Genomic DNA, 21826 nt, shown 5'->3' on the forward strand with positions numbered 1-21826 from the left:
CGGGCCTGCGGAGGTCGAGCACCAGAATCTCCTGCACAGGCACCGCCCACCCACGGTTCCGTCCGCCGTCATTGCGGGACGAGGCGCGTGGAGAGATGTTATACCGGCGCTTCCTAGGGTCGAGGCGCTGGTTTCCCCTCAATCGGAGAATGTCGCATGCAACTTGTACGACGCAGTGTGGTTCGGTGGATGACGGCAGGATGCCTGGCGGCGTTGGGCGGTGCCTCGATCCTCGAGGCCCAAGGCACGGGAACGGTGCAGGGCAAGGTCACAGTGGCCCCGGCGGGCGATCCATTGCAAAGTGCTTCGGTAGGGATTGTGGGCTTGCAAATTGGCGCCCTCACCCGGGCTGATGGAAGCTTCCGCTTCTCGCTCCGCCCCGGCACGTACGAGCTGCGGGTTCGCATGCTCGGGTACGCCGGCAAGATCGAAACCGTGGTCGTGACGTCCGGCGGCATTGTCACGAAGAACTTTTCCCTGGAAAAGTCCACTACCCAGCTCGAGGCTGTGGCCACGACAGGGTCGCGCGGCGGGGAGCGCACGATTGTCTCCAGTCCGGTGCCGATCGACGTCATCAACACCACCGTACTGCGTGCCACCGGTCGAGTCGAAACCGCCCAGATGCTGCAGGCGGCGGCCCCGTCTATGAACTTCCCGCGCCCATCCGTGTCCGATGGGACGGACCACGTACGGCCGGCCACGCTGCGCGGCCTGGCCCCCGACCAAGTACTGGTGTTGGTGAACGGCAAGCGCCGCTACACGAGCGCCCTGATCAACAACAATGGCACCATCGGCCGCGGTACGTCGGCGGTGGACATCAACGCCATTCCGGCCTCGATGATCGACCGCATCGAGATCCTTCGCGACGGCGCGGCCGCACAGTACGGCTCCGATGCCATCGCCGGCGTCATCAACATCATCCTCAAGGGCGCGAGCCCCGGAGGAGCCTCCGTGCAGTTCGGTCAGTTCAACACCGACGTCGAAGGACTCGGCAAGCGCAATGACGGCGGCAACTCGACCGCTGCGGCCGACCAGAGCATCACTTGGTCGAATGGCGGCTTCTTGCACGCTGGCGTCGAGTACCGCAATCGCGCTATGACCAACCGTTCGTTCGGCGATCCGCGCGTGCAGTTCGGCGCCAACGATCCGCGCGAAGCCACCGCCAATCGCTCCACGTTCTGGTCGGGTGATGCCGCCACTGCCGACGTGGTCGGCATGGTGAATGCGGCGCACAACGTGAATGAGTCGCTGCAACTGTATGGATTCGGGTCGTTCGGGAGACGCGACGGACGCTCGACCGGATTCTTCCGTCGCCCCGTACAAACCACTCAGGTCGTGGCGAAGCTCCACCCCAATGGCTTCCTCCCGAACATCGAGAGCAATATCGACGACCTGTCCGTCGGCGTCGGTGCGAAGGGGTCGGCCAAGGGGTGGGACTGGGATCTGAGCCAGGTGTATGGCGGCAACGCCTTCCAGGTCATCGTCAGCAACTCCAACAACGCCTCGATGGGGCTGAGCAGCCCGACCACGTTCGATGCCGGTACGCTGGGCTTTGGCCAAGCGCTCACCAACTTCGACGTGACACGTGAGTTCCAGGTGCAAAACCGCCCGCTGCGCGTTTCCAGCGGCGCCGAAGTGCGCTGGGAGAACTACACCATCGAAGCGGGCGAGGAAGCCTCTTGGGTGAACGGACGTTCGCCGGTGCTGGACATCAACGGCACCCCGGTGCGTAATACCGCCGGCAATACCACACCGGCGCTGCCCGGCTCCCAGGTGTTCCCCGGGTTCACGCCCAGCGACGCCGTCGACCAGAGCCGCACGGCCTTCGCCGGCTATGTCGACCTGGAAAGCGACATCACCAAGCAATGGCTGGTGGGGGTGGCGGGCCGCTTCGAGAACTTCAGTGATTTCGGGTCGAAGGCCACCGGCAAGATCACCTCACGTTTCGCCTTCACCGACAAGATTGCGCTGCGGGGCGCCGCCGCCACGGGCTTCCGTGCTCCGTCGCTGCAACAGAGTTTCTTCACGTCTCAGGCCACCACGTTCGTGAACGGGCTGCCGGTGGACATCAAGACGCTTCCCGTAGCCAGCCGCGAAGCGCAGCTGCTGGGCGCGCGTGCGCTTACGCCGGAGAACTCGGTCAACCTGAGCGCGGGCCTGACGTTGCAGCCCACCAAGAGCTTCACGATCACGGCCGACTATTACGACATCGCCATCAGCGACCGCGTCGTGTTATCGGAGAACTTCATCGGCGCCGGCATCCAGGCGTTCTTTGCCGCGAACGGGCTCCCCGCAGTCAACGGCGGCCGCTACTTCACCAACGCCATCGACACCAAGACCACCGGCCTCGACGTGGTGGCCAACTACGGCATCGACCTCAAACGCAACGGTCTGCTGACCCTGACCGCCGGCTACAACCAGAACAGGACAAAGGTGACGAGGGTCGTGGTGAACACGCCGCCGCAGCTTGGCAACCTCGGCGAGCAGCTGTTCGGGCAGGCCGAGCGTGGCCGCATCGAGGTGGGCCAGCCACGCAACAACCTGCTGCTCACCGGCATGTACGAGCGAAAGAACCTCATGATCACGGCCCGCACCCAGCGCTTCGGCGAAGTCACGTCGATTGCGTTGCGCGCCACCGGCACCGCGAGGCAGGTGCCCGACCAGACCTATAGCGCCAAGTTCATCAGCGACCTGAGCGCCTCGTACAAGCTGCTGCAGCGCACCACGATCACGATCGGTTCGGACAACGTCTTCGACGTATACCCGGACCAGAACATGGATCGCGGCGACGTGGCCACCAACTACGCCGGACAGGGGACGTTCGGCGTGTATCGGTACTCCGGACTGTCGCCGTTCGGCTTCAACGGCCGTTACGTGTACGCGCGGGTCGGCTACTCGCTCTGAGTGGCTGGCAGGACTCGGGCCCGACGTCGGCTCCGATCGTCGCACAACGGGGCGTTTCCTACGCGGAAGCGCCCCGTTGCTGTCGTGCGACCGGCACGCGAAGGGCACGTTCGCGATCTTCGTCCGTGCGGTTGAGCCGCATCGGCGAGCTCATGCCCTCCACCGAATCCTGCCCATCTCGAAGAGCCGAAACAAGAGATCCGTCGAACGAGGAGCCGCGTAGCTACCCCAGCCAATCGCGCGCATGACATGTTCTGGCGATTGACCTCGTACTACGTGGCGCCGAAAACCTCGATCCGTATGCCCGTGTTGAACGGCACGTTCTCGACGAGCGAGAATTCCATCGAGTAGGCATGTGTTGTGCAGCTGAGCGTCACGACGCCAAGCGGTCGCACACCGATCGATAGTGCGCAGTGGGATGCGCGCGGCGACACCACGTGGCTCGAGTACACTACCGGCGACGCCGGCACGTATGTGGCCGGCCTTTTCACCAAGCCCAAGGAGTTTCGGCTCGAAGCAAAGGGATTCAATCAGTGTCTCGCCGCGACGGCATCTGCATTTTCGCTGTCTGGTCGATGGGAAAGCCGGGCGCTGGTACGTCAAGTTCATCCACAGGACTGCCGTAGCTCATGGCCGAGTCGACTACGAGTCGAAGTGGGCCTCCATCACATTCGAGATCCGCTGAGTCAGCTACCGGCCGTCAACGCGGGATACCGCTGATCGCCGTAAAATCACTGTCCGAGTGCTCGATTTCGGCACCGTGGTGCGTCGCGCAGGCGTAAATGAGCACGTCCGTTGACGGCACGGTGACTCCGGCCGCACGGCAGCGACGGGACAACGCAAAGGCATCCTCCCAGACAGCGGGGCTCGTGGCGAGTTCAGGGACCAGGCGCTCGAACTCCCGCAGCACCGTCTTCTCTCGCTCACCGCGCGCCCCATTCCAAAGCTCCAGGCGCACCATCGCACACCAGCGTGCTGCTCCAGCCTCGAGCGCCGCCGACACACGATCGCGCGCCCATGTGTCACCGTCGGGGCGAAGAAAATGAATCCACGATGAGGTGTCGATAAGGACTTGCCGCACGGCCAGCCTACTCGCTTCGGCGCGCACGCTGCAACTCGTCGGCGGTCAGAAGGTCATCGCACGTTCCCGCTCGCTTGACCAATTCCGCCATCCGCCGCCGCCGGTTGAACTCGGTGATCGCGGTCACGATGGCTTCACGCTTGGTCGTCGCGCGCGTAAAGCGCATCACATCCTCGAGTTCCTCATCGGGAATATCCACCGTAGTCTTCATGATTCAAATATTGCTAAATTCGGAATCCAAATCAAGATGATTCGGAATACTATTACGGGATGGCCTGCAGCGCGACGGTCAGTCCGCTCCCAGCAGAAGCCTGCGTGCGTGGCGCCCTTGACAGCCCGGACGAGCCATTCGCGTGAGTGGAACGCGAGTGCCGTCTGACGGGGAACAACGATCCGCCGTGGCTGTGCCGCTCATCGTCGCCCTATCGAAGGCGCCGGTAATATCTTCGAAGTCGACCTCGTCCAAAGTCAGAGCCACGCTTCAGTCAGAACCTTCGCCTGCCAGTCGAGTGGGAGCCGTGCGAACGCATGTGGTTCACGTGATTTGGCGAGGGACGGCGCGACTCGGTGCCATCCGCGATGGTCAAGGCGCGTTAACCGCACGCAAACTGACGATGAATGTGGCGTTTGAACCGAAGAAGGCGAAGGCTCGCAGTTTTTGGCAGCGGACCGGATCAACGTCGACGACATCGAGTTCGGCATCGATCTCTTCATCGACGACAACGTTGAAGACTATGTGATGTTCGTCAAAGACGACGCGGACAAGCTCCACGTCGTCGATTTTATCGATACGAACCGTGGCCGGCTTCCACCGTCGGCGAATCCGCCCGTGATGGAGTTCCAGAAGAAGTCTGGCCTCATGAGAGGAGCGATTGGCCGAACGACTGCGGCCACCGCTGATCGCCAGCGAATTCGCAGGTGAAGCCAGCGGCATCGACGCCAATGGCAAGGGCACGTTCCTGATCATCAGGGAGATGACGTTCCAGCGTTACCCGACGAAGACGCGTGCGCAGATCGAGGGTGAACTCCAACGCACGATGGGCGCTCGGAAAATCATCTAGCTTGCGCTGGGGCTTATTCAAGTCTGGAGCTTCCCGCAGTAGGCAGCGTTCTATCGCAATTCGACTCTTCCCTGATTGGCAGGTTGTTTCCATGTACTCGTTGCGAATCAACAGGAGAGGTGTCGCGATTCACTGCGCGCAACGCGAACTGCCTAGCTGGAAACGATAGTGCCCGCTCTACACCATGACGCTCGTATGAAACATGACCACTCCCGCTCAGCGATTGCGCGCCTTCCCCGCCTAAGCGCACCCACTTGGCATGTCGCGGTGGCCGCAGCCATGCTTTTCGCCGCCTGCAATCGCACACCACCGTCTGGCGACGCCTTGGCGTATCCGCCACCGCGCATTGTCAGCGTAACGGACAACTAACAACACACCGTCGTGGTCGACCCGTATCGCTGGCTGGAAGATCTCGAGTCGTCCGAAGTACTTGGTTGGGCCGCAAGCCAGCACCAATTGGCGCAAGCGCAGCTGAAAACGCCGCTGCGTGACCGGATCCTTGCGCGCATGGAGAAGTCCGGCCGCATATTCGACGACCCAGAAGCCGCGATAGGGCAATCGGACGCCGCCGCCGTTCGGTATCTTGGAGGGCGGGAGCGACCGGGTCGATACGCGCATCATCAGCGTAGAAACCGGGGAGGAGGCGCCGGAGGTCGTGGAAGGCATGTTGACCGACGAGCCGGAACGGCGGAGGCCGTGCCGCTCATCGTCGCAGGATTAAAGCCTCGAGGCTCCCGGTCGTCGGCGCGATGGATACGTCCACACCCACCAGATAAAGTCTCACGTGAGGCGCTCTGGGCATCCGGGCGTCATGTCGGGGCGCGAACGACCGCCGTAGCGAAGTGCGCGTCGCACGATGCGCCACAGACACCACGTACGTGGCAAATCCAGCAGACGTACCGTGTCACACGCGGCGAACCGCTGGTCCAGAGTACCGCCGTAGTTGCCGTCCATGATCCATGCCTCGTGCGCCACCAGCTCGGCGACGCGAGTTTGCCACTCGTCGGGGGGCGTGGGCACCCAGCCGGCGCGCCAGAACTGTGCGTCGAGATGGATGATGGGAGTTGCGAGTCGCGCGCCGAGTGCAGTCGCTACCGGTAATTTCTCGGCACCGACCGACCCGATGATCAGCACGCGACGCATCGCGGGCGACATACTTGGCGACGACGTAAGGGGTCTGCGCAGTTTTCGTTTCTGGATGCGTACTTGCCGTTGATCATCACGGCAAATGACGTGTTGTGTCGCCGCTTTGACACGTACCGCATTGAACTACACCACCCCCAGCCACTCCTTCTCGAACCCGCTGTACCCCGGAAAAATCTTCGGCAGCTGCGCCGCCCCCAGGTGCTTCGCCGCGATCTCGCTGAATACCGCACGGAAGTCGGTGGTGAGTGCCAGATCACGCCCCGCATACAGCTGTTCCGGTGCCAGCCCCGGCCAGCGGCCGAACACTTTCTTCTTCGTACGCAGCGACCCGCCGATCACGAACATCGCGCCCGCATGACCGTGGTCCGTTCCACCGGTGCCGTTCTGTCGCACCGTGCGGCCGAACTCCGAGCACGTCAGAATTACCACGTCATCCATGCGGTCACCCAGGTCGGCCACCAGCGCGGCGATGCTTTGGGAGAAGTCGCCCAGACGCGTCGCCAGTTGCCCTTGGGCGCCGCCCTGATTCACGTGCGTGTCCCATCCGCCGACGTCGGCGAAGGCCACCTCGAGCCCCACATCCGATTTGATCAGCTGCGCAATCTGTAAGAGCCGTTGCCCGAACTGTGAGCGCGGATACTCCACGCCGGCCGTCGGTCGATACTGCTGCGGGTTGGCGGCGCGCAGCACTTTCAGTGCCTCGAACATATCGCTGCCACTGCCATGCACCAGGTCCGACGAACCCGTGCGGTACAACGCCTCGATACGACGCTGCGCTTCACCACCGTTGGTGCGAATCGAGAATTCGTCGATGGAGTTCATCGCCACCACCGGGCTCGCCCCTTCCAGAATGCGCGGCGTCTGCGATGTCATGGACACCGCGCGAAAAGGTGCGGGCGTGCACGCCTTCGCCTCACACGTCCCTTCCACCGCGAGGTATCGATTGAGCCAACCATCGGTCGTGCCCTTACGGTCGGGCGTGCCCGTTTCCATGTAGTCCTGCGCATCGAAGTGCGAGCGCGTCGCACTCGGACTTCCCACCGCATGGATCGGCGCCAGCATGCCGCGGTCCCACAACGGCTTGAACGACGCCAGCGAGGGATGCAGTCCGTAAAACCCATCGAGGTCGATCGCGCCCGCGATGTTCGCCGTCGCACCCGCGCGGGCCGGCGTGGCGATGGCGAGCTGCGGTCGCGCCGAGTAATAGTGCTTGTCCCCGAACGGCACGAGCACATTCAGGGCATCGGCCGCACCGCGCTGAAAGAGCACGATCAACGTTTTGCCGCGCACCGCGCGCGGTAACTCCATCGTTAGCGCGGTGCGCCGCAGGAAGCTGGGCGAAAGGCCCAACGTGACCAGCGACAGCGCGCCGCCCTTGAGGAACACGCGGCGATTCACGGGATTCTTGAACACAGACATGTAAACCTCCTCGCTCAGCGGCGTTGAAATTCAGGAGCCCCGAGCGCGAGGCCGACGATCTGCGCAAATCCGGTCAGCGACGGTAATGTGCCGATCAACTGCGTGAGCGAGCCGGCGCGCTCCGGTTTCACCGCTTCGCGACCCGCCATCTTCTGCTGTTGCGCCGCCGGTTGCCGTTCGGCCCGCCGCTCGCTCGCCGCTTGTTTGCGGTCCTCGCCGGCCATGCCCCCCATCATCGTGGTATCGTCGTCGGCCACGAGCAGCGAGTCGCTCGCGCCGCCATGCTGCTGCAGAAACGGATTGGTGCCCGTCAGCAGGACCTGCCGTGTGTCCGAACTCACCGCACCGCCGAACAACTCCTTGAGAACACCGTCCACTTGGGCTTCGCGCGCCGTACTCGCCAATTGCGCGGTCAGTGGCCACGCCGCCAACCGAATACCCGGCACGCGACCCGACGCTGCCGCCAGTCCGAAGTTGATCCGATTGAGAATCGCGCCGGTGTTCATCCACGCGTCGCCCGTTTCCGGATAGCCGTTAGGCGCCTGATGCCCGAAAATCGGCTGACCCAACCGGCTCACCAGCTGCATGGTGCGCGGTGTGGCATCGGGCTGCGCGTTCATCGCCCGCAACGTGCTCGTCACCAGCTCGAACGGCGACTTCACCTTCGCGCGATAGCTCGCCGACGCGAAGAACTCGGGGCTCGTCACGATCGTGCGCACGACGGCGCGAATGTCACCGTTGGTACGACGGAACGTGTCGGTGGCGCGCTCCACCAACGCCGCTGGCGGTGTATCGCTCACGAAACGACGCGCCAGCTTGGTCGCAATGAACTTCGCGGTGCTCGGGTGCGACGCCAGCATGTCGAGCACGGCCTCGCCCTCCTCGATGCCCTTGTTCGCCGCGAACGACTTGCCAAGTATGGTTTTTGCGCCGGCGTCGTGCACCTCACCACGGAAGGCGAAGCCACCACCCTGCAACCCGCGCGCGATCGTCCATCCGGTCAACGCGCGCGCCACTTCGATCACATCCTGCTGCGTAAAGCCGCCGTCCACGCCGAGTGTGTGCAGCTCCATCAGCTCACGCGCGTAGTTCTCGTTCAACCCACGCCGTCGCTGCATCAGTTGCTGCAACTGCGGATTCTGCGCGACGCGCTGTTGCACCGCCGCCGCGCGACGGGCCGCCTGACGCGCGTTTACCGCACGCGGCGCGGTTCGCAACGTCGGGCGGCCGCTGTCGGCCACGCTCTGCCAATTATCCAGGTAATAGAGCATCGCCGGGCTCTTGGCCACGGCGCCGAGCAGCTCGCGGAATGTCCCGAGGGCATGGGGGCGGATCGTTTGCGTGTCGTATTCCGGGAGGAAGTACCGCGTGCGCTCCTTGCCGGCGAACACGTTGAAGTGATTCTCCCAGAAATCGACCATCACTTCGTTCAGTTGACGCTCGCTCATCACGGCGCGCGCCACCCGGCTCGAGGCCAACTCTCCCAGGAACGCGTACGAGTCGCGCCCCTGCTTCTTCAGGGCGACGGAATCGGCCGCCGACAGGGTGCCGCCTTTACGTTGAAGCTGCGCCAACTTGGCCGCCGGCGGCGGATAATCGGCCAACAGCTGCTCGCCAGTCTTGCCGAGGGTCGTGAAACTGGCGGCGAATTGCTCGATGGAGGCGTCCTGGATGCGCTCGGGATACAGCTGGCGGTCGATCCAGGCATCCACGCCCAGGGCGCGTACCGCGTTTACGTCGCCCGGGCGGGCGCCGAAGGCCAGGCGATTGAGCACATGGTGCACCTGCTGATCGGCCGTCTGCTCGCGGGAAGCACTCTGCGCGGCCAACGAAACCGACGCGCCGGGCACAATGGACGCCGGCGGAGCGCCAGTGGCGCAGCCCAGAAAACCGAATACGGCCACCCACAGGGCTAACGCAGGTGGGAAAGACGGGCGGAAGATCGGCACGCGTGAACCCTCGAGTGAAGTCTTCCGTTATGACGGAAGGTTCGCGGCATCGTTAATCGCGCCGTCCTTTAACTTTCTTCGAATATGGCTCACGGTACCGCGCACGGCCGGTTCACTCAGCTCCTCGACGCCGCGCTCGCGGCCGGCACCCTCACCGCGATTGCGACCGGTGGTGCGCTGCTCGGCCTCGGTTGGCGCGAGGGCGAAGCGGGGCGCGTCTTTCGGCTGGCTGGTCGAGGCCTGCTCGAGCGCTTCGGCGTGGCCTCGTCGGCCGCCCCACTCACCTCCGTCGCCCTCGGCTATCTGCATCACCTCGTCATCGCCACGGGTTGGGGCCTGCTCCTTGCATTACTTGTGCTCCCTTGGCGGGGCTTGACGCGCGTCACAGCGGCCGTACTCGCCGCGGCGGCGTACGGAATGCTCGCGCTGTGGGTGCTCCCGTCCTCGTTACGAATTGGTTACGCGGTGACGGGAACGCTACCGGGCGTGGTTGTCATTGGAGCGGCAGTAGCGGTCGCGTTGCTTGGCAGCGTGTGGGTTGCCATCGGCGAACGACACGACTGACGAGCAGTCGGTGTTGCTCATCACAAGGTGGTCAGTCCTTCACGTGGACGGCCTACGTGCCGGACCGATCTCCTCGTCAGCTCTCGTCCTTTTTCTCATGGAGGTAAGAACATGGACGTCCTCGTACGACTCGAGGCGCGTCCGAGCGATTCGCCAGTAGTTGCGCACGTGAATTCGATTCCCGTGCTTCCCTTCGGCACCCGCTCGCGGCGTGAAGTTATTACGCTGTACGGCGTCGCCGACGCGCAGTCTCTGGCTTTGGCCCTCGCGGCCACCGTCGAGAGTGAACGACTGGAAGCACACACCGGAGTCGTGCGCCATTTGGGCGTTTGGCCGGACCGCGGTGCGGTCGGTGATTCGGCGTGGCGGGATGGAACGACGGGTCGGCTGGTCACGCAGGATCTTGATATCCCGTTGCTGACACTCGAGGCACGTGCCTCCGAGCTGCTCGGCGCGTGTGGGTCGACGCTGCGGCGCGTCGCGGCTGGCCTGGCCATGCCGGACTGGCCCGAAGGCACCGATCGGGCATTGAGCTTTTCGTTCGTCTCCACCAATGCGGTCGCGTCCGGCGGAGCCGGACACTCGCTGGAAGACGATGCCGGCGTCGAAAGCTGGCTGGATTCCATCCGGCAGGCTGATGCCTTCACTTTCGAAGTCGAGGGAGACTGAGTTCACACTTTCTTCGTCTGCGCAGGATCACGGGCCGCGACCACCTCAGGTGATCGCGGCCCGTATGTATTACCGGGGTATTTCGTCCGGCTGAGCTCACTTGCTCCCCTTCCGCCCCCGCCGCACGCTTTTCGAGGCGGTCGACCAGCCCTCGTGCCGCCCAACGACCCTCGACTCGCGAGGGCAGACAAACGAACGGCGTCGAGAAGCAGGGACCTGCGGGAGTACGATAGCGCCGGCACCAGGAACGTCGCCGTGATCTGCTACGGCGGCAGCGAAAAAACGAGTCTGGTGGACGCGCTCTGCTTCGCGGCAGGATCGGGGAAGCGCCACGGCACCGTGCGTGACGGCACCGCACTGACCGACCATCTCCCCGAGAAGATCGAACGGAGATACTCCATCGCACTCGGTTGTGCCTTCGCCGAATGGATGGACACCAAGATCCATTTCATCGACACGCCGGGCTCTCTCGACTTTCAGGGTAAGACCCTCGCCGGACTGGCTGCGGCGGACGGCGCCCTCTGTGTGATCGGAGGCGCGAGTAGCGTCGAGGTCGGCACAGAGCGCGTCTTTCGCGCCGCCATGGCCAAGCAAGATCCCGTGTTGTTCGTCGTATCGATGATGGACAAGGAACTCGCCGACTTCGATCGGATCTACGGGCAAATCAAAGAGCGCTTGACGACCAAGGTCGTGCCGGTGAAGATCTTGCTCGGTGCCGGAGCCAACTTCCGTGGCGTCATTAACCTGTTTACTTAAAGCGCCTACAGGCACACGAGCGTTACGCAAGGCGAGTTCGTAGAGGCGGATGTGCCCGCCGATTGCGAGGAACGTTTCGCGCGCTACCGTGAGGCCCTCATCGAAACCATCAGCGCCACGTACGACGCGTTGCTCGAGCGGTATCTCCAAGCTGCACGGTAGGAAGGACGCCATGGCGCGACTCGACTCGTTCCCACTCTTTTGCGCGTTTGCCGACAGCATGATCGGCGTGCGTGCGCTGCTCACGGAACTCGTGCAGCTCATGCCGAATGCATACGAGATGGAAGACATTCACGCACTCACCGGCGCCGAGGGGCATCACGCGATCCAACGGCATGCGAAAGACGACGGACCTTTCGCCGCGCTGGTGTTGAAGACGCTGGCCAAACCACATGTGGGCGACGTAAGCTACTTTCGGGCGCTCTCCGGTCGCGAGCGTTATAGAAGTGGGCATGCTGCACGCCGGTGACATCGGCTGCGTGACCAAGCTGCGCAGCGCGCACCCCAACGACACCCTTTCCACGCCTGCACATCCGATTTGTTTGGCGCCCATCGAGTTCCCCGAGCCGGTGGTGCAGTTCGCCGTGCGCGCGTTCGTTCGCGGCGACGAGGACACGCTGCAGCTGGGTCTCCACGGACTGCACGACGAGGCCCCGACGTTCAGCGTGCACTACAACCAGGAAACGCACGAGACGATCGTGGGCGGCATGGGTGCGCGCCATCTCGAGGTGCCGATGACGGTGCTTCGTCGCAAACTCAGCGTGCAGGCCGAACTCGCGAAACCCCGCATCGCGTTTCGCGAAACACGGACTGCGAAGGCCGAGGGTAAGGTCGCCATAAAAGCAGACTGTTGACCGCGGTGTGCAGGAGCTGGTGGCGCAGGGGGTGCTGGCTGGCTTCCCGTTGGTGGACTTTCGCGCGGCGCTGCACAACGGCTCCACGCACGCGGTCGACTCGAACGAAAGGCCTTCAAGATGGCGGGTGTCATCGCCTTCAAGGCGGCGGCCCCGCGCTGTCGCCCCGTACTGCTCGAGCCGTTGGGCCTCCTCGAAATCACAGCCCGACCGCTTCCTGGGCGATGTCCTCGGTGATCTTTCCGCTTGCCGTGTCCACATTATCGGCACCGACACCAACGGTGATCGTATCGTCGTGCGGGCGGTGGTCCCCCAATATCAACTTCACCTTGACGCTACGCAGCTTTTTTCACTCCCGCACGGCCATGGGTAGTTCGTGCGGAGATGCAAAGGCTACGAGCAGGTTCCAGGCGAGGCGGCGCAGAAGATCGTCGCGGCGTATTCCAAGGAACCGGATACGGTCGAGGCGTAGCGTCGCCGTTACGCCTCCGGCATATATCATGACAATTTCCCAACTGTTGCGAGAAAGTGCACGCGCTCGTCCTCCGGGAAGCTTCACAACTCTCGAGGAATTCGGTTGCCCGCTCTTACATCGCGACGACGCGCTGGTTTTACGCTGATCGAACTGCTAATCGTGGTGTCGATGATCGGCATCTTGGCGGCCGTGGTATTGCCACGTATTCGGGTCGAACGTGAGCAGGTCGATGCCGCGTCGCGTACGATCGCCTTTGCGTTAATGACGGCGCGCAGTGAATCCGTATCTCGTGGGCACAATGTTCTGGTCCAGTTCGATACCACGAACGCCGTCGTGCGTACGGTGTGGGATACGAACAACAATCTCCTTGCCGACGCCGGGGAAAAGACGCGACCGTTCTTGCTGGCTGAGCGTGTGGTGTTCGGTCGGGGGAGCGGAGTGCCCGCCATGGGCGGTGCGACCGCGCAGGTGCCCGCGATGCGAACGACTGGGGGATTCCCCACGCTGCTGCTGACACGCAGCGGATCGGTGGATCGCGGCGTTACCCTGTACGTTACCGCCCGCCGAGCCCGCGCCGGTGTCGGCGGCGACACGGACACGCGCGCACTACAACTCGATCGGGCGACAGCGCGCGCGACCGTATTCATTTTCAACGCGTCCGGATGGGAGCGCCGATGAGAGCGAAAGTGGTTACCTCGCGCGTGGTGCGCCGACCACGCGATCGCGCCGGCTTCACCTTGATCGAGACGCTCATTGCGATGACGATTCTGGCTGGTGTCATCCTCACGATGGCGCTCGGCACGACCAGGCTGCAGCGGTCCATCGGCGACACCAACCTGCGCACACGCGCGCAGGCCCGCGCCGACGTCCAGATCGGATTCGCCCGGGCATGGCCCACATGGAGTACGCTCGAAAACCTGACCGGCGCGGCCTACAACGGCACCCGCGACGGCCTCGTCACGCAAACGACGGTGAGCGTCGACACGACGTCTAGGAGACGCATCAAGCGCGTCCTGGTGACCGTCACGGCCGCTCCAGGCGGCATGCTTCCCGCGCCGGTGCAACGATTGATCGCGGTGGCGGCGCCATGAAAGCGCGTGCCGGCATGACACTCATCGAGCTGCTGATCGCGATGGTGATCTTCGGTCTCGTGATCAGCGGTGCGATCGGATTCCTCGCGACGCAAGGCAAGGGGCTTCGCGTACTCTCGGACCGCAGTGCTGCTGTGCAGAACGGGCGCTTCAGTCGCGACCTGCTGCGGCAGGAGCTACGCACCGTGGGGACGAACGTCACCGAAGAGCAGCCTACGATTGTACTGGCAAACGACAGTGCCTTCGCGTTCAACAGTGATCTGACGACGAACAGCAAGGACTCGGTCGCGCTGACTGGTGCGGTCTATGTCGATCAGTTTGCGCCGTCATCGCAGATTACTGCCGTCACGCTCGAACGGCAGTTCACGGTGCCAGCTTCGAACCCGACGTTCCGTTATCCATTGAGAAGCTACTCGGTGTCCCCCTCGGCGTTCATCAACAGCGACGCCGAGACGGTGAGCTATCGCTTCGTGCCGGACACGGCGGGCCTCGCCGGCACCTACGCGCTGTGGCGGCAAGTAAACGACCAGTCGCCCGAGCTGGTGGCGACGGGTCTCCGTCGTTCGCCGTCGATTCCGTTTCTGCGCTACTACTACGATCCGTCGGAGTTTGGTGCGCTGAATCCCAATCTTGATACGATCCCTCGCTCGTGGCTCCCGCTTACGAAGTCTGTGCCGCGCCGCGGTCTCGATACAGACACGGGCACCGCGATCTCCACGCGCATCGATGCGTTGCGCGCCGTCGAAGTGACGTACGAGGTGACGCCAGCGCGCGGCGGGGTACGTGAAGTGGTACGCTACCTCGTCCCTATGCCGAACGTCGCGCACGCGCGTCAGTCGCGCGCCTGCGGTCGCGTGCCGATCACGCCGTCGGTGCCAACGGCGACGTGGCGCACCGACAGTCTCCTCGTTCGCATCACGTGGAGCCGCGCCGTGGACGATGGGGCCGGTGAGCGGGATGCCATCCGCTACGTCCTCTGGCGACAGCTGGTCGGCGCCACGAGTTGGGGAGAGCCGATCTCCACCATCGCCGCCACGCAGGCCGCGACCTACAGTGTGCAGGACAACGGGATGCCGATGCGTCCGGGGACGTACCGCTACGCGTTATCCGTCCAGGACTGTACACCCAATGTCTCGTCGCTTGCCGTCTCTGGTACAACGGTGGTGCCATGAACATGTCTCTCTCCTTGGGTTCTCCACGGCACGCCGTACAGCCCACACGCCGTCGGTTGGTACGCGCGCGTCGCGGCATGGCGCTGATCACGGTGATGCTTGTCGCCGTCGTCGCCATGACACTGGCGCTCGCCTCGACCATGCTCGTTATGGGTAGCACGCTTACGCAGGCCGCGAGCGAGCGATCGGCGTCGCTTGATGATGCGGCGCTCTCTGGGATCGAGGAAACGCGCAATCGACTGAACGCCCGTCTCGACTCGGTACCGCTCACGGGCTTTCGAGCACTCGAGACAAATGCCGGCGTGCTGTACGGCAACGGCATCCGCCGCACAACGTGGGTTGGCCGTATCGGCAATCCGGATTCGCTTGGCAACGCCGGTGAGTTCGGCGTCCAGGCGGAGATCGTTTCGCAGGCCGTGGATGCCAGCGGCAATGTGGCCATACGTCGTGCGTTGGTGTACCAGCAATCGTTTGCGCGCTACGCTTTCTTCACCGACGACGGTAGTGCCGCGAGTGGTGGGATTCTGTGGTTCGCCAACAGGTGGACTGCCAGCGGGCCGTTTCACTCGAATAGCACTATCTACATCCTCAGCGGCACGCCGCCGCAGGCGATTTTCAAAGATGTCGTCACCACGGCGAGCGGCGTGGTGAACGCGACCTCCGCGCAGTGGGACAAGGGCCAAGCCCAGATCATCGCGCCCATCGCCCTTCCTGGTTCGGCGGATCTCAACATCCTCCGCGACATTGCGCAGCGTGCCGGATACCTGTTCACGCCAACCGTGGTGACGGGCGACAGCGCGCTGACCACCATGCGCATCGAGTTCGTGGCGATCGATGTGGACGGGGACGGCAACACGACTGGACCAGACGACGGTTACTTCCGCGTGTATCAGGTGCGCGCCAACTCGGCGTGGGGTGCGGGCTACGCGATGGCAAGAACACCGGCGCCACCCCCGGGCGCGGTTGGGGGGCAGGATAGCACGCTCTCCTCATGGAACTGCGGCGTGACCGTCTCGGCTGGCGCGCTGACCACCGTACCGACACCGTTTAGTTTGGTGGCCGAAGCGGGCGGGTCCAACTATCGCACCCGTATGTTGCGGAAACAATCGGCGTTCGATCACGCTAACGCGCGATGCTTTCTGGGCGGCGATCCGCGTCTGAACGCAACCGGTCTCTTTACGCCTACCGATCTCGCCGGCGATTGGCTCCTGCGCACTAGCGGCTCGGTGCCAGCGTCCGTGGCGGCGCGCCCTGACGGGGCGTTTCTGTGGCCACTGAGTGCCAACTACAATCCGAATTTCCGAGGCGTCATCTTCGTGGAGGGCCGCGTAGGTGTGAGTGGCACGGTCCGCGGTCGCGTGACACTGGCGAGTCGCAACAACACCGTCGTCCTCGCAGACCTGATGCAGGCCACGAATCCGGGTACGACAACCGGTGCGTGCAAACCCGATGACGACATCGTCGGCATCTTCTCCGCTGAGAACGTCCTGTGGGCTGACAACATGCTGCAGTCGCCACAGCAGCGTCGAGACAACTCGACCGGCGGCGCGGGTTGGCTGCTGCCCCGCAAGGACTTCAGTCCGTCGACGAGTCGCCCCGACCTTAACGTGCACGCTACGATTCTCGCCCTGCGTTCGATTGGCACCGAACGGCCAGCGCCGCCAGCGTCACTCCCCGCGGCGAACTACGTCAATCGCGGCTTCGTCCGCCAAGTCGGCGGGCGCATTCAGTCGCGAACCGGACAAGGTGGAACGATGAATGACGGCGCCTTACACGGTTACGTCAGCGACATTTCGTTCAATCGCTGCTCCATGAACTATCCGCCACCGTACTTCCCGACCACTGGGCGTTGGACAATGAGCCAGTTCTTCGAGCTCGATCCGCAAGGCTTCAACGTGACCGACTGGTTTGCACGTCGGTGAGTGGTGCCTAGTGGAACCGAGAGCTCTTCGCTCTTTCTTACACCTTGTGGTAACCGATCCGGGCCGCTTCCCGGCGATCAGCGCCCTCGTAAATCTCGAAGTCGCTGAAGAACGCCGGCGCCTCGTGCTGCAGCACGCGTAACGCCATCACCGCCAACCGGCGAATCTCGAGCTCGGCCCCCTCGCTCGAGCGCAGCTCCAACATCGTGCGCCAGGCGCGCGCGTTGGCCGTGACCACGATCTTCGTTTCCGTGCTGTTCGGCAGCACTCCGCGCGCAGCTTCACGCGCCATTTTGCGGCGATGCACTTTGTCGTCCACCCAGGCGTACCGCGTCATCAGCGACTCGACCAGTGAGATGTAGCTCTCCACCGCGCTGGTGACCTGCGTGCGCCACGCGTGCTCGAGCGGTTCGTCCCCGATCATCGCCGGCGGCATCACGAACTGCGCGTCGCTCTCGTCGACATAGCGCTGCGAAAGCTGCGAATACGCGAAACCCGCACGGTGACGCACCAGCTCATGTGTGAGCGAGCGGCTCACCCCTTCGAACAGGATCGAATAGCTGGCGTGTTCGAGCACGCTGCCGTGCCCCTGTTTCTTGATGTTCTCGAGATAATCCCGCGTGGTCCGGCCGGCCGGATTCCGCTGACTCATGTAGCAGAGGCGGCCGGCAAACTCAGCAAGCCGCTCACCGTCGGTGGACTCGCCGATCCACTGCACGGGCAGATGGCTGGCCTCGACGAACTGGGGACGAGCAAGCACGGTGATCTTGGGCTCGCGAAGGATCGCGGCGTCGGAGAGCGGCATGGCAGAGAAATCGGGTGAATGAGGCGCTGGCGGCGGCACAGTATTCAGGTAATATCGCCAATATCGTCGGCGCATCTACCGTCAGTTCGCACCTTTCAGCCGTCTTCCATGACCGAACGCACCGCTGACCGCACGCTCCAGGAAGAGATTCAGCAATCGCGGCCGTTCCGCTCCCAATCGCAGGAGGCTACGATCGCCCTCATGCGCACGGCGTCCGTCGTGAGTCGGCGGTTCGCGAGGGTCGTCGAACCACATGGGATCAGTCTGGCGCAGTACAATGTGCTACGGATCCTGCGGGGCGCCGGCGACAATGGGCTCCCCACGCTGGCGATCCGCGATCGCATGATCGACGAAGGGTCGACCGTGACCCGTCTCCTCGACAAGCTGGAGAAAGCGACGCTGGTGTCCCGGGATCGCTCCCGGCCAGACCGACGTCAGGTCCTGTGTCGGATCACCACGCAAGGCGAGGCACTGTTGACCACGCTGGACCCACAGATCGACGCCACGGACATCAGCATGATGGCGATGCTGACGCCGGAAGAGCGCGCCTCGCTGTTGTCAATCCTGGCCGCTTTACGTGCTGAGTTTATCGATTCATAGAGCCATCATTAAGCCATAATAGCGCCACGGTACCGCATCGCGCGTTCGCTTTTCTTCGCGTCCTCCGCGAGCTTCGCGTGAAGTCCGCGAAGACCCGCTCGTCATGACTCAGGAATGCCGTCCAGCCGGTAGCGATTCCAGCTTCTGCTCCGCTCGATGTCATCGAGCACCGCCCGCGCCGCCGCCGGCAGTGGCTCGGCGGCGGGATCGTGGCGGAGCCCCGCGAACGGAAGGTCGCCATCGCGCGCGATCTTGCAGCCGGGATTGAGCACCCCCGACGGGTCCGCCGCGTCCTTCACATGCGCGAACGCAGCGCGCGCCTCGAGGCCCCACACGCGGTCCATCAATGGCGCCCGCAGGCGGCCGTCGCCGTGTTCGCCCGCCAACGTGCCGCCAAGGGCGGCCGTCAGTTCGCACACGCGATCGAGAATGCCGTATACGCGATCCTGCCATCCGTTGCGCGTCACGTCCACCAGCGGGTTTACATGCGCGTGTGCGTCACCGGCGTGTCCGAAGATGACGCCGGGCATGTCGAAATGATCGAGGGCACGACGGACGCCCCGCACGTAATCGGGAAATCGGTCAGGAGGCACGCAGCCATCTTCGATGAACTGCATGGAACGCAGTCGTGGAGCAAGGCGCGAGAGAATCGGGCTTGCTGAATGACGCAGCGCCCATATCCGATGCTCTTCCTCGGCCTCGACCGCGGTGTGCACCTCGCTGGCGCCATGCCGCGTGGCGCGCGCCTCCAGCTGCGTCATCGCGTGCAGCGCCGCCGTGGCTGACTCCCCTTCGACTTCCATCAGCAGCACCGCCTCGGCGTGCCGTGGAATTCCTGTGGGGCCATCGGTGGCCGCGACGTCGAGGAAGGTGCGATCCAACAGTTCGCAGGCGGTAGCGCCATCGATGCGCGCTTCGACGGCACAGGCGGTTGCCGCCTCCAGCGAATCGAAGATGGCCAGAATGGTGGCCGTCGCCCCGGCCACGGGCAGAAGCGAAAGCTCGACTTCGGTAAAGATGGCGAGCGTGCCCTCGCTGCCGACGAGCAGGTCCACCAGATGCCCGTGGGCGCGCAGCGCCTCGGCAATGGCGTACCCCGAGGATTCCTTGCGCACGCCGCCGTGCACGAGTGCGTGCTCCGGGATCTCCCGCCCGAGCTGAGCGACGATCTGAGCCATCGCGTCGGCCAGACGTCGCACCGCCGGTACGCCCACCGGCCAAGACGCGTCGCGTCGGATCCACACGTCGGTGCCATCGTCGAACACACAGCGCACGCCGTGCACCCAGGGGCGCGTGGCGCCGAACTTGAGGGAGCGCGCGCCCGCCGCGTTGGCGCCCACCATGCCGCCGATGGTGCAAAAAGCGCCACTCGACGGATCCACCGGGAAGCGCAGCCCTTCTCTCCGCGCGGCGGCATCGACTTCGCCTCGCGTGACTCCGGTGCCGACCCGGATTCGACGCCCGTCCACGTCTACGCGGCCCACCTCACGCAGGCGACTGAGGTCGACAATCACACCGGGACCCACGGCGCCACCGGCCATGCCGCTGCCCGAACCTCGCGGCATCAGCGCCACACCCTCGCGCTTGCTCCAGCGCATCAGCGCGGGCACATCGTCGACGTCGGCCGGCACCGCCACCGCCGCTGGTACACATCGCGCGATCCCGGCGCCCTCGGCATACAGCGCACGGGCGAGCAGGTCGGTGCGAAACACACCACGGAAATCTGGAGGCGACTCGATCACCACTGGAACCTCGTGGCCTCCAGGCGGCCGCGGCAAGGCCTCCCTTGGACGCCTCGCAGTCCAGACTTGGTGACGCACTGCCGCCGACCATCGTATGTTGCACGATATGACCCTGCCGACTGCCGTCTCCGCCGCCCTCGCCCAGCGCGATGCCGCCCGCTTTTGCGAGGCGATCTTGCCGGCGGTGTCGCGCACTTTCGCGCTCGGTATCAAAGTGCTGCCCGGCGCGCTCGGTCAGGCGGTGCTCGACGCCTATCTGTTGTGCCGCATCGCCGATACCGTCGAAGACGCGCCCGCGATCGATCCGCAGGTCAAGGCCGCCTTGTTCGACGACTTCCTCGCGGCCTTCGATGACCAGGCGGCGCTCGCGCGATTTCTGTACGGTGTGAAGCCGCTGGTCGGCAACGAAGCGCATCTGTCACTCACGCTCAATGCCGACCTCGTGTTCGCGCACTTCTCGGTGCTGCCGCCAAAAACGCGCGCTGTGGTGCAGAAGTGGGTGGCCGAAATGGCGATCGGGATGCGGAAGTTCGTGCTGCTCTACCCCGACGGCATTCGCATTCAGACGGTCGACGAGTACAAAGAGTACTGCTACTACGTGGCGGGCACGGTGGGCTACATGCTGACCGAACTCTGGCACGAACATTCGAAGAGTATCGGCACCAAGCGGTACGCGATTCTGCGCGAGCGGTGCCGCGCCTTCGCCGAGGCGTTGCAGACGGTGAACATCCTGAAAGATGTGGCCGTCGATGCGGAGAAGGAGAACTCGGTGTATGTGCCCGAGGAATTGCTGCGCGCGCACGGCAGCTCGCAGAGCCGCATTCTCGCGCCCGAACTCATCGCGAAGAACCGCGAAGCGCTCACACAACTCATTTCGTTGGCGTGGCACGATCTTGAAGAGGCGCGGATGTATCTGCTGCTCATTCCGCGGCGCGCCATCTCGATTCGGCTGTTCTGCATTCTACCGCTGCTGCTGGCTTACGCCACGTTACGCGATCTTGTGCAGAGCACCGCGATGCTCAAGCCCGGTGGCTCGGTCAAGATCTCGCGTCGCGAAGTGAAGTCGCTGCTGATGACGGGTTCGATGCTCGTAATGAGCAACATGGGCGTACGCTGGCTGGTGGAGCGCGTGCGGCGCCGCGTGTTCGTGCTGGAGCTGATTACCGCGCCGTAATCTGCCCCACGACTTTCTGCAGCAAATTGAGTGGCTCTCGAAGCCGGTCCTGCTCCAGTTCGTCGAGCAATTGCTCGAGCCGTAGATGCATGCGGTCCACCGAGTTTCGATAGGCCCGCCGCAGCGCGCGCCACACGAAGAAGCCGGCACCGCCCACAAACGCCGAGATGCCCGCAAGAATGCCGGTACCAGCGCCGGTACTCACCAGAAACATCACCGGCACCGCCGCCACGCCCCAGAGCAACACGAGCAGCGCCATCAGCGCGACCGCCTGGTTCCGCTGCGTGCGACGCATGCCAGCGATGTCCGCGTCGAGTCGGACCACGCTACGCGTGTTGTCGACTGCCGTCACGCTGGCCGTCATCTGATCCACGCGCACGAGATCCAAGCGGCGGCCGCCCACGCCGAACGAGCGGAGAAAGTTGCCGAACGGATCGTGACG

The 21826-nt window shown here is 64.0% G+C and carries 24 protein-coding genes; 14 read left to right on the forward strand and 10 right to left on the reverse strand.

Annotation, left to right across the window (positions count from 1 at the left end):
- Positions 1-156: 156 nt before the first annotated feature.
- Together ACESNG_RS20975 and ACESNG_RS20980 are read left to right on the forward strand one after the other, a co-directional pair.
- Positions 157-2904 (forward strand): TonB-dependent receptor domain-containing protein, encoded by a 2748-nt coding sequence (locus ACESNG_RS20975; protein ID WP_373070683.1) that lies wholly within the window; start codon positions 157-159, stop codon positions 2902-2904.
- A 360-nt stretch (positions 2905-3264) separates the two neighbouring features.
- Positions 3265-3624 (forward strand): hypothetical protein, encoded by a 360-nt coding sequence (locus tag ACESNG_RS20980; protein WP_373070685.1) that lies wholly within the window; start codon positions 3265-3267, stop codon positions 3622-3624.
- Here the strand turns inward: ACESNG_RS20980 and ACESNG_RS20985 are convergent.
- From ACESNG_RS20985 to ACESNG_RS20995, 3 genes are all read right to left on the reverse strand, one after another.
- On the reverse strand, positions 3605-3985 hold the full coding sequence (locus tag ACESNG_RS20985) for a PIN domain-containing protein (RefSeq protein WP_373058652.1): 381 nt from the start codon (positions 3983-3985) through the stop codon (positions 3605-3607). The two genes, ACESNG_RS20980 and ACESNG_RS20985, sit on opposite strands and share 20 nt — an antisense overlap.
- Before the next feature lie 7 nt (positions 3986-3992).
- Positions 3993-4196 (reverse strand): type II toxin-antitoxin system VapB family antitoxin, encoded by a 204-nt coding sequence (locus ACESNG_RS20990; RefSeq protein WP_373058650.1) that lies wholly within the window; start codon positions 4194-4196, stop codon positions 3993-3995.
- 372 nt (positions 4197-4568) lie between these two features.
- On the reverse strand, positions 4569-4940 hold the full coding sequence (locus tag ACESNG_RS20995; protein ID WP_373058674.1) for a hypothetical protein: 372 nt from the start codon (positions 4938-4940) through the stop codon (positions 4569-4571).
- Here ACESNG_RS20995 and ACESNG_RS21000 point away from each other — a divergent pair.
- Positions 4858-5046 carry an agmatine deiminase family protein gene (locus ACESNG_RS21000; protein WP_373058648.1) on the forward strand — a complete coding sequence of 63 codons (189 nt, stop codon included), beginning with the start codon at positions 4858-4860 and terminating at the stop codon, positions 5044-5046. The genes ACESNG_RS20995 and ACESNG_RS21000 overlap by 83 nt on opposite strands.
- A 240-nt stretch (positions 5047-5286) precedes the next feature.
- On the opposite strand, the gene ACESNG_RS21005 is transcribed toward ACESNG_RS21000, so the two are convergent.
- From ACESNG_RS21005 to ACESNG_RS21020, 4 genes are all read right to left on the reverse strand, one after another.
- Entirely contained in the window at positions 5287-5667 is a 381-nt protein-coding gene (locus tag ACESNG_RS21005) for a hypothetical protein (RefSeq protein WP_373058646.1), read from the reverse strand.
- Between the two features lie 159 nt (positions 5668-5826).
- Positions 5827-6201 (reverse strand): AAA family ATPase, encoded by a 375-nt coding sequence (locus ACESNG_RS21010; RefSeq protein ID WP_373058645.1) that lies wholly within the window; start codon positions 6199-6201, stop codon positions 5827-5829.
- 114 nt (positions 6202-6315) lie between these two features.
- Positions 6316-7611: a DUF1501 domain-containing protein gene (locus tag ACESNG_RS21015; protein WP_373058643.1), complete on the reverse strand. Its 1296-nt coding sequence runs from the start codon at positions 7609-7611 to the stop codon at positions 6316-6318.
- Between the two features lie 14 nt (positions 7612-7625).
- The gene (locus ACESNG_RS21020; protein ID WP_373058641.1) at positions 7626-9560 is read right to left on the reverse strand and encodes a DUF1800 domain-containing protein; all 1935 of its coding nucleotides are present in this window, start codon (positions 9558-9560) and stop codon (positions 7626-7628) included.
- 84 nt (positions 9561-9644) lie between these two features.
- On the opposite strand from ACESNG_RS21020, the gene ACESNG_RS21025 reads away from it, so the two are divergent.
- The 9 genes from ACESNG_RS21025 to ACESNG_RS21065 all read left to right on the forward strand — a co-directional run bounded on the left by ACESNG_RS21025 (position 9645) and on the right by ACESNG_RS21065 (position 17063).
- On the forward strand, positions 9645-10124 hold the full coding sequence (locus tag ACESNG_RS21025; RefSeq protein WP_373058639.1) for a hypothetical protein: 480 nt from the start codon (positions 9645-9647) through the stop codon (positions 10122-10124).
- Positions 10125-10235: 111 nt separating this feature from the next.
- The gene (locus ACESNG_RS21030; protein WP_373058637.1) at positions 10236-10793 is read left to right on the forward strand and encodes a hypothetical protein; all 558 of its coding nucleotides are present in this window, start codon (positions 10236-10238) and stop codon (positions 10791-10793) included.
- Positions 10794-10946: 153 nt separating this feature from the next.
- Positions 10947-11549 carry a GTP-binding protein gene (locus tag ACESNG_RS21035; RefSeq protein WP_373058635.1) on the forward strand — a complete coding sequence of 201 codons (603 nt, stop codon included), beginning with the start codon at positions 10947-10949 and terminating at the stop codon, positions 11547-11549.
- 172 nt (positions 11550-11721) lie between these two features.
- Entirely contained in the window at positions 11722-12018 is a 297-nt protein-coding gene (locus ACESNG_RS21040) for a hypothetical protein (RefSeq protein WP_373058633.1), read from the forward strand.
- Positions 12002-12403: a hypothetical protein gene (locus ACESNG_RS21045; protein WP_373058631.1), complete on the forward strand. Its 402-nt coding sequence runs from the start codon at positions 12002-12004 to the stop codon at positions 12401-12403. Before ACESNG_RS21040 ends, ACESNG_RS21045 begins: the two co-directional genes overlap by 17 nt.
- Before the next feature lie 577 nt (positions 12404-12980).
- Complete coding sequence (locus tag ACESNG_RS21050) at positions 12981-13556, forward strand: Tfp pilus assembly protein FimT/FimU (RefSeq protein ID WP_373058629.1); 576 nt, start codon at positions 12981-12983, stop codon at positions 13554-13556.
- On the forward strand, positions 13553-13969 hold the full coding sequence (locus tag ACESNG_RS21055; RefSeq protein WP_373070687.1) for a prepilin-type N-terminal cleavage/methylation domain-containing protein: 417 nt from the start codon (positions 13553-13555) through the stop codon (positions 13967-13969). The genes ACESNG_RS21050 and ACESNG_RS21055 overlap by 4 nt, the downstream gene beginning before the upstream one ends.
- Positions 13966-15141 carry a PilW family protein gene (locus ACESNG_RS21060; RefSeq protein ID WP_373058625.1) on the forward strand — a complete coding sequence of 392 codons (1176 nt, stop codon included), beginning with the start codon at positions 13966-13968 and terminating at the stop codon, positions 15139-15141. Before ACESNG_RS21055 ends, ACESNG_RS21060 begins: the two co-directional genes overlap by 4 nt.
- Before the next feature lie 2 nt (positions 15142-15143).
- On the forward strand, positions 15144-17063 hold the full coding sequence (locus ACESNG_RS21065; protein ID WP_373070689.1) for a hypothetical protein: 1920 nt from the start codon (positions 15144-15146) through the stop codon (positions 17061-17063).
- 37 nt (positions 17064-17100) lie between these two features.
- Here the strand turns inward: ACESNG_RS21065 and thyX are convergent, their stop codons facing one another.
- Positions 17101-17868, reverse strand: a complete 768-nt coding sequence (gene thyX, locus ACESNG_RS21070; protein WP_373058621.1) for an FAD-dependent thymidylate synthase — start codon at positions 17866-17868, stop codon at positions 17101-17103.
- A 108-nt stretch (positions 17869-17976) separates the two neighbouring features.
- On the opposite strand from thyX, the gene ACESNG_RS21075 reads away from it, so the two are divergent.
- Entirely contained in the window at positions 17977-18468 is a 492-nt protein-coding gene (locus ACESNG_RS21075; protein WP_373058619.1) for a MarR family winged helix-turn-helix transcriptional regulator, read from the forward strand.
- Positions 18469-18569: 101 nt separating this feature from the next.
- On the opposite strand, the gene ACESNG_RS21080 is transcribed toward ACESNG_RS21075, so the two are convergent.
- The gene (locus ACESNG_RS21080) at positions 18570-20210 is read right to left on the reverse strand and encodes an FAD-binding oxidoreductase (RefSeq protein ID WP_373058617.1); all 1641 of its coding nucleotides are present in this window, start codon (positions 20208-20210) and stop codon (positions 18570-18572) included.
- A gap of 106 nt (positions 20211-20316) precedes the next feature.
- Between ACESNG_RS21080 and ACESNG_RS21085 the strand changes: the two genes are divergently transcribed.
- The gene (locus ACESNG_RS21085; protein WP_373058615.1) at positions 20317-21384 is read left to right on the forward strand and encodes a phytoene/squalene synthase family protein; all 1068 of its coding nucleotides are present in this window, start codon (positions 20317-20319) and stop codon (positions 21382-21384) included.
- On the opposite strand, the gene ACESNG_RS21090 is transcribed toward ACESNG_RS21085, so the two are convergent.
- The coding region (locus ACESNG_RS21090; protein ID WP_373070691.1) for a hypothetical protein at positions 21371-21826 on the reverse strand (456 nt) is incomplete at its 5' end. The genes ACESNG_RS21085 and ACESNG_RS21090 overlap by 14 nt on opposite strands.

It is taken from the genome of Gemmatimonas sp. (assembly GCF_041689975.1).
GTDB lineage: Bacteria > Gemmatimonadota > Gemmatimonadetes > Gemmatimonadales > Gemmatimonadaceae > Gemmatimonas.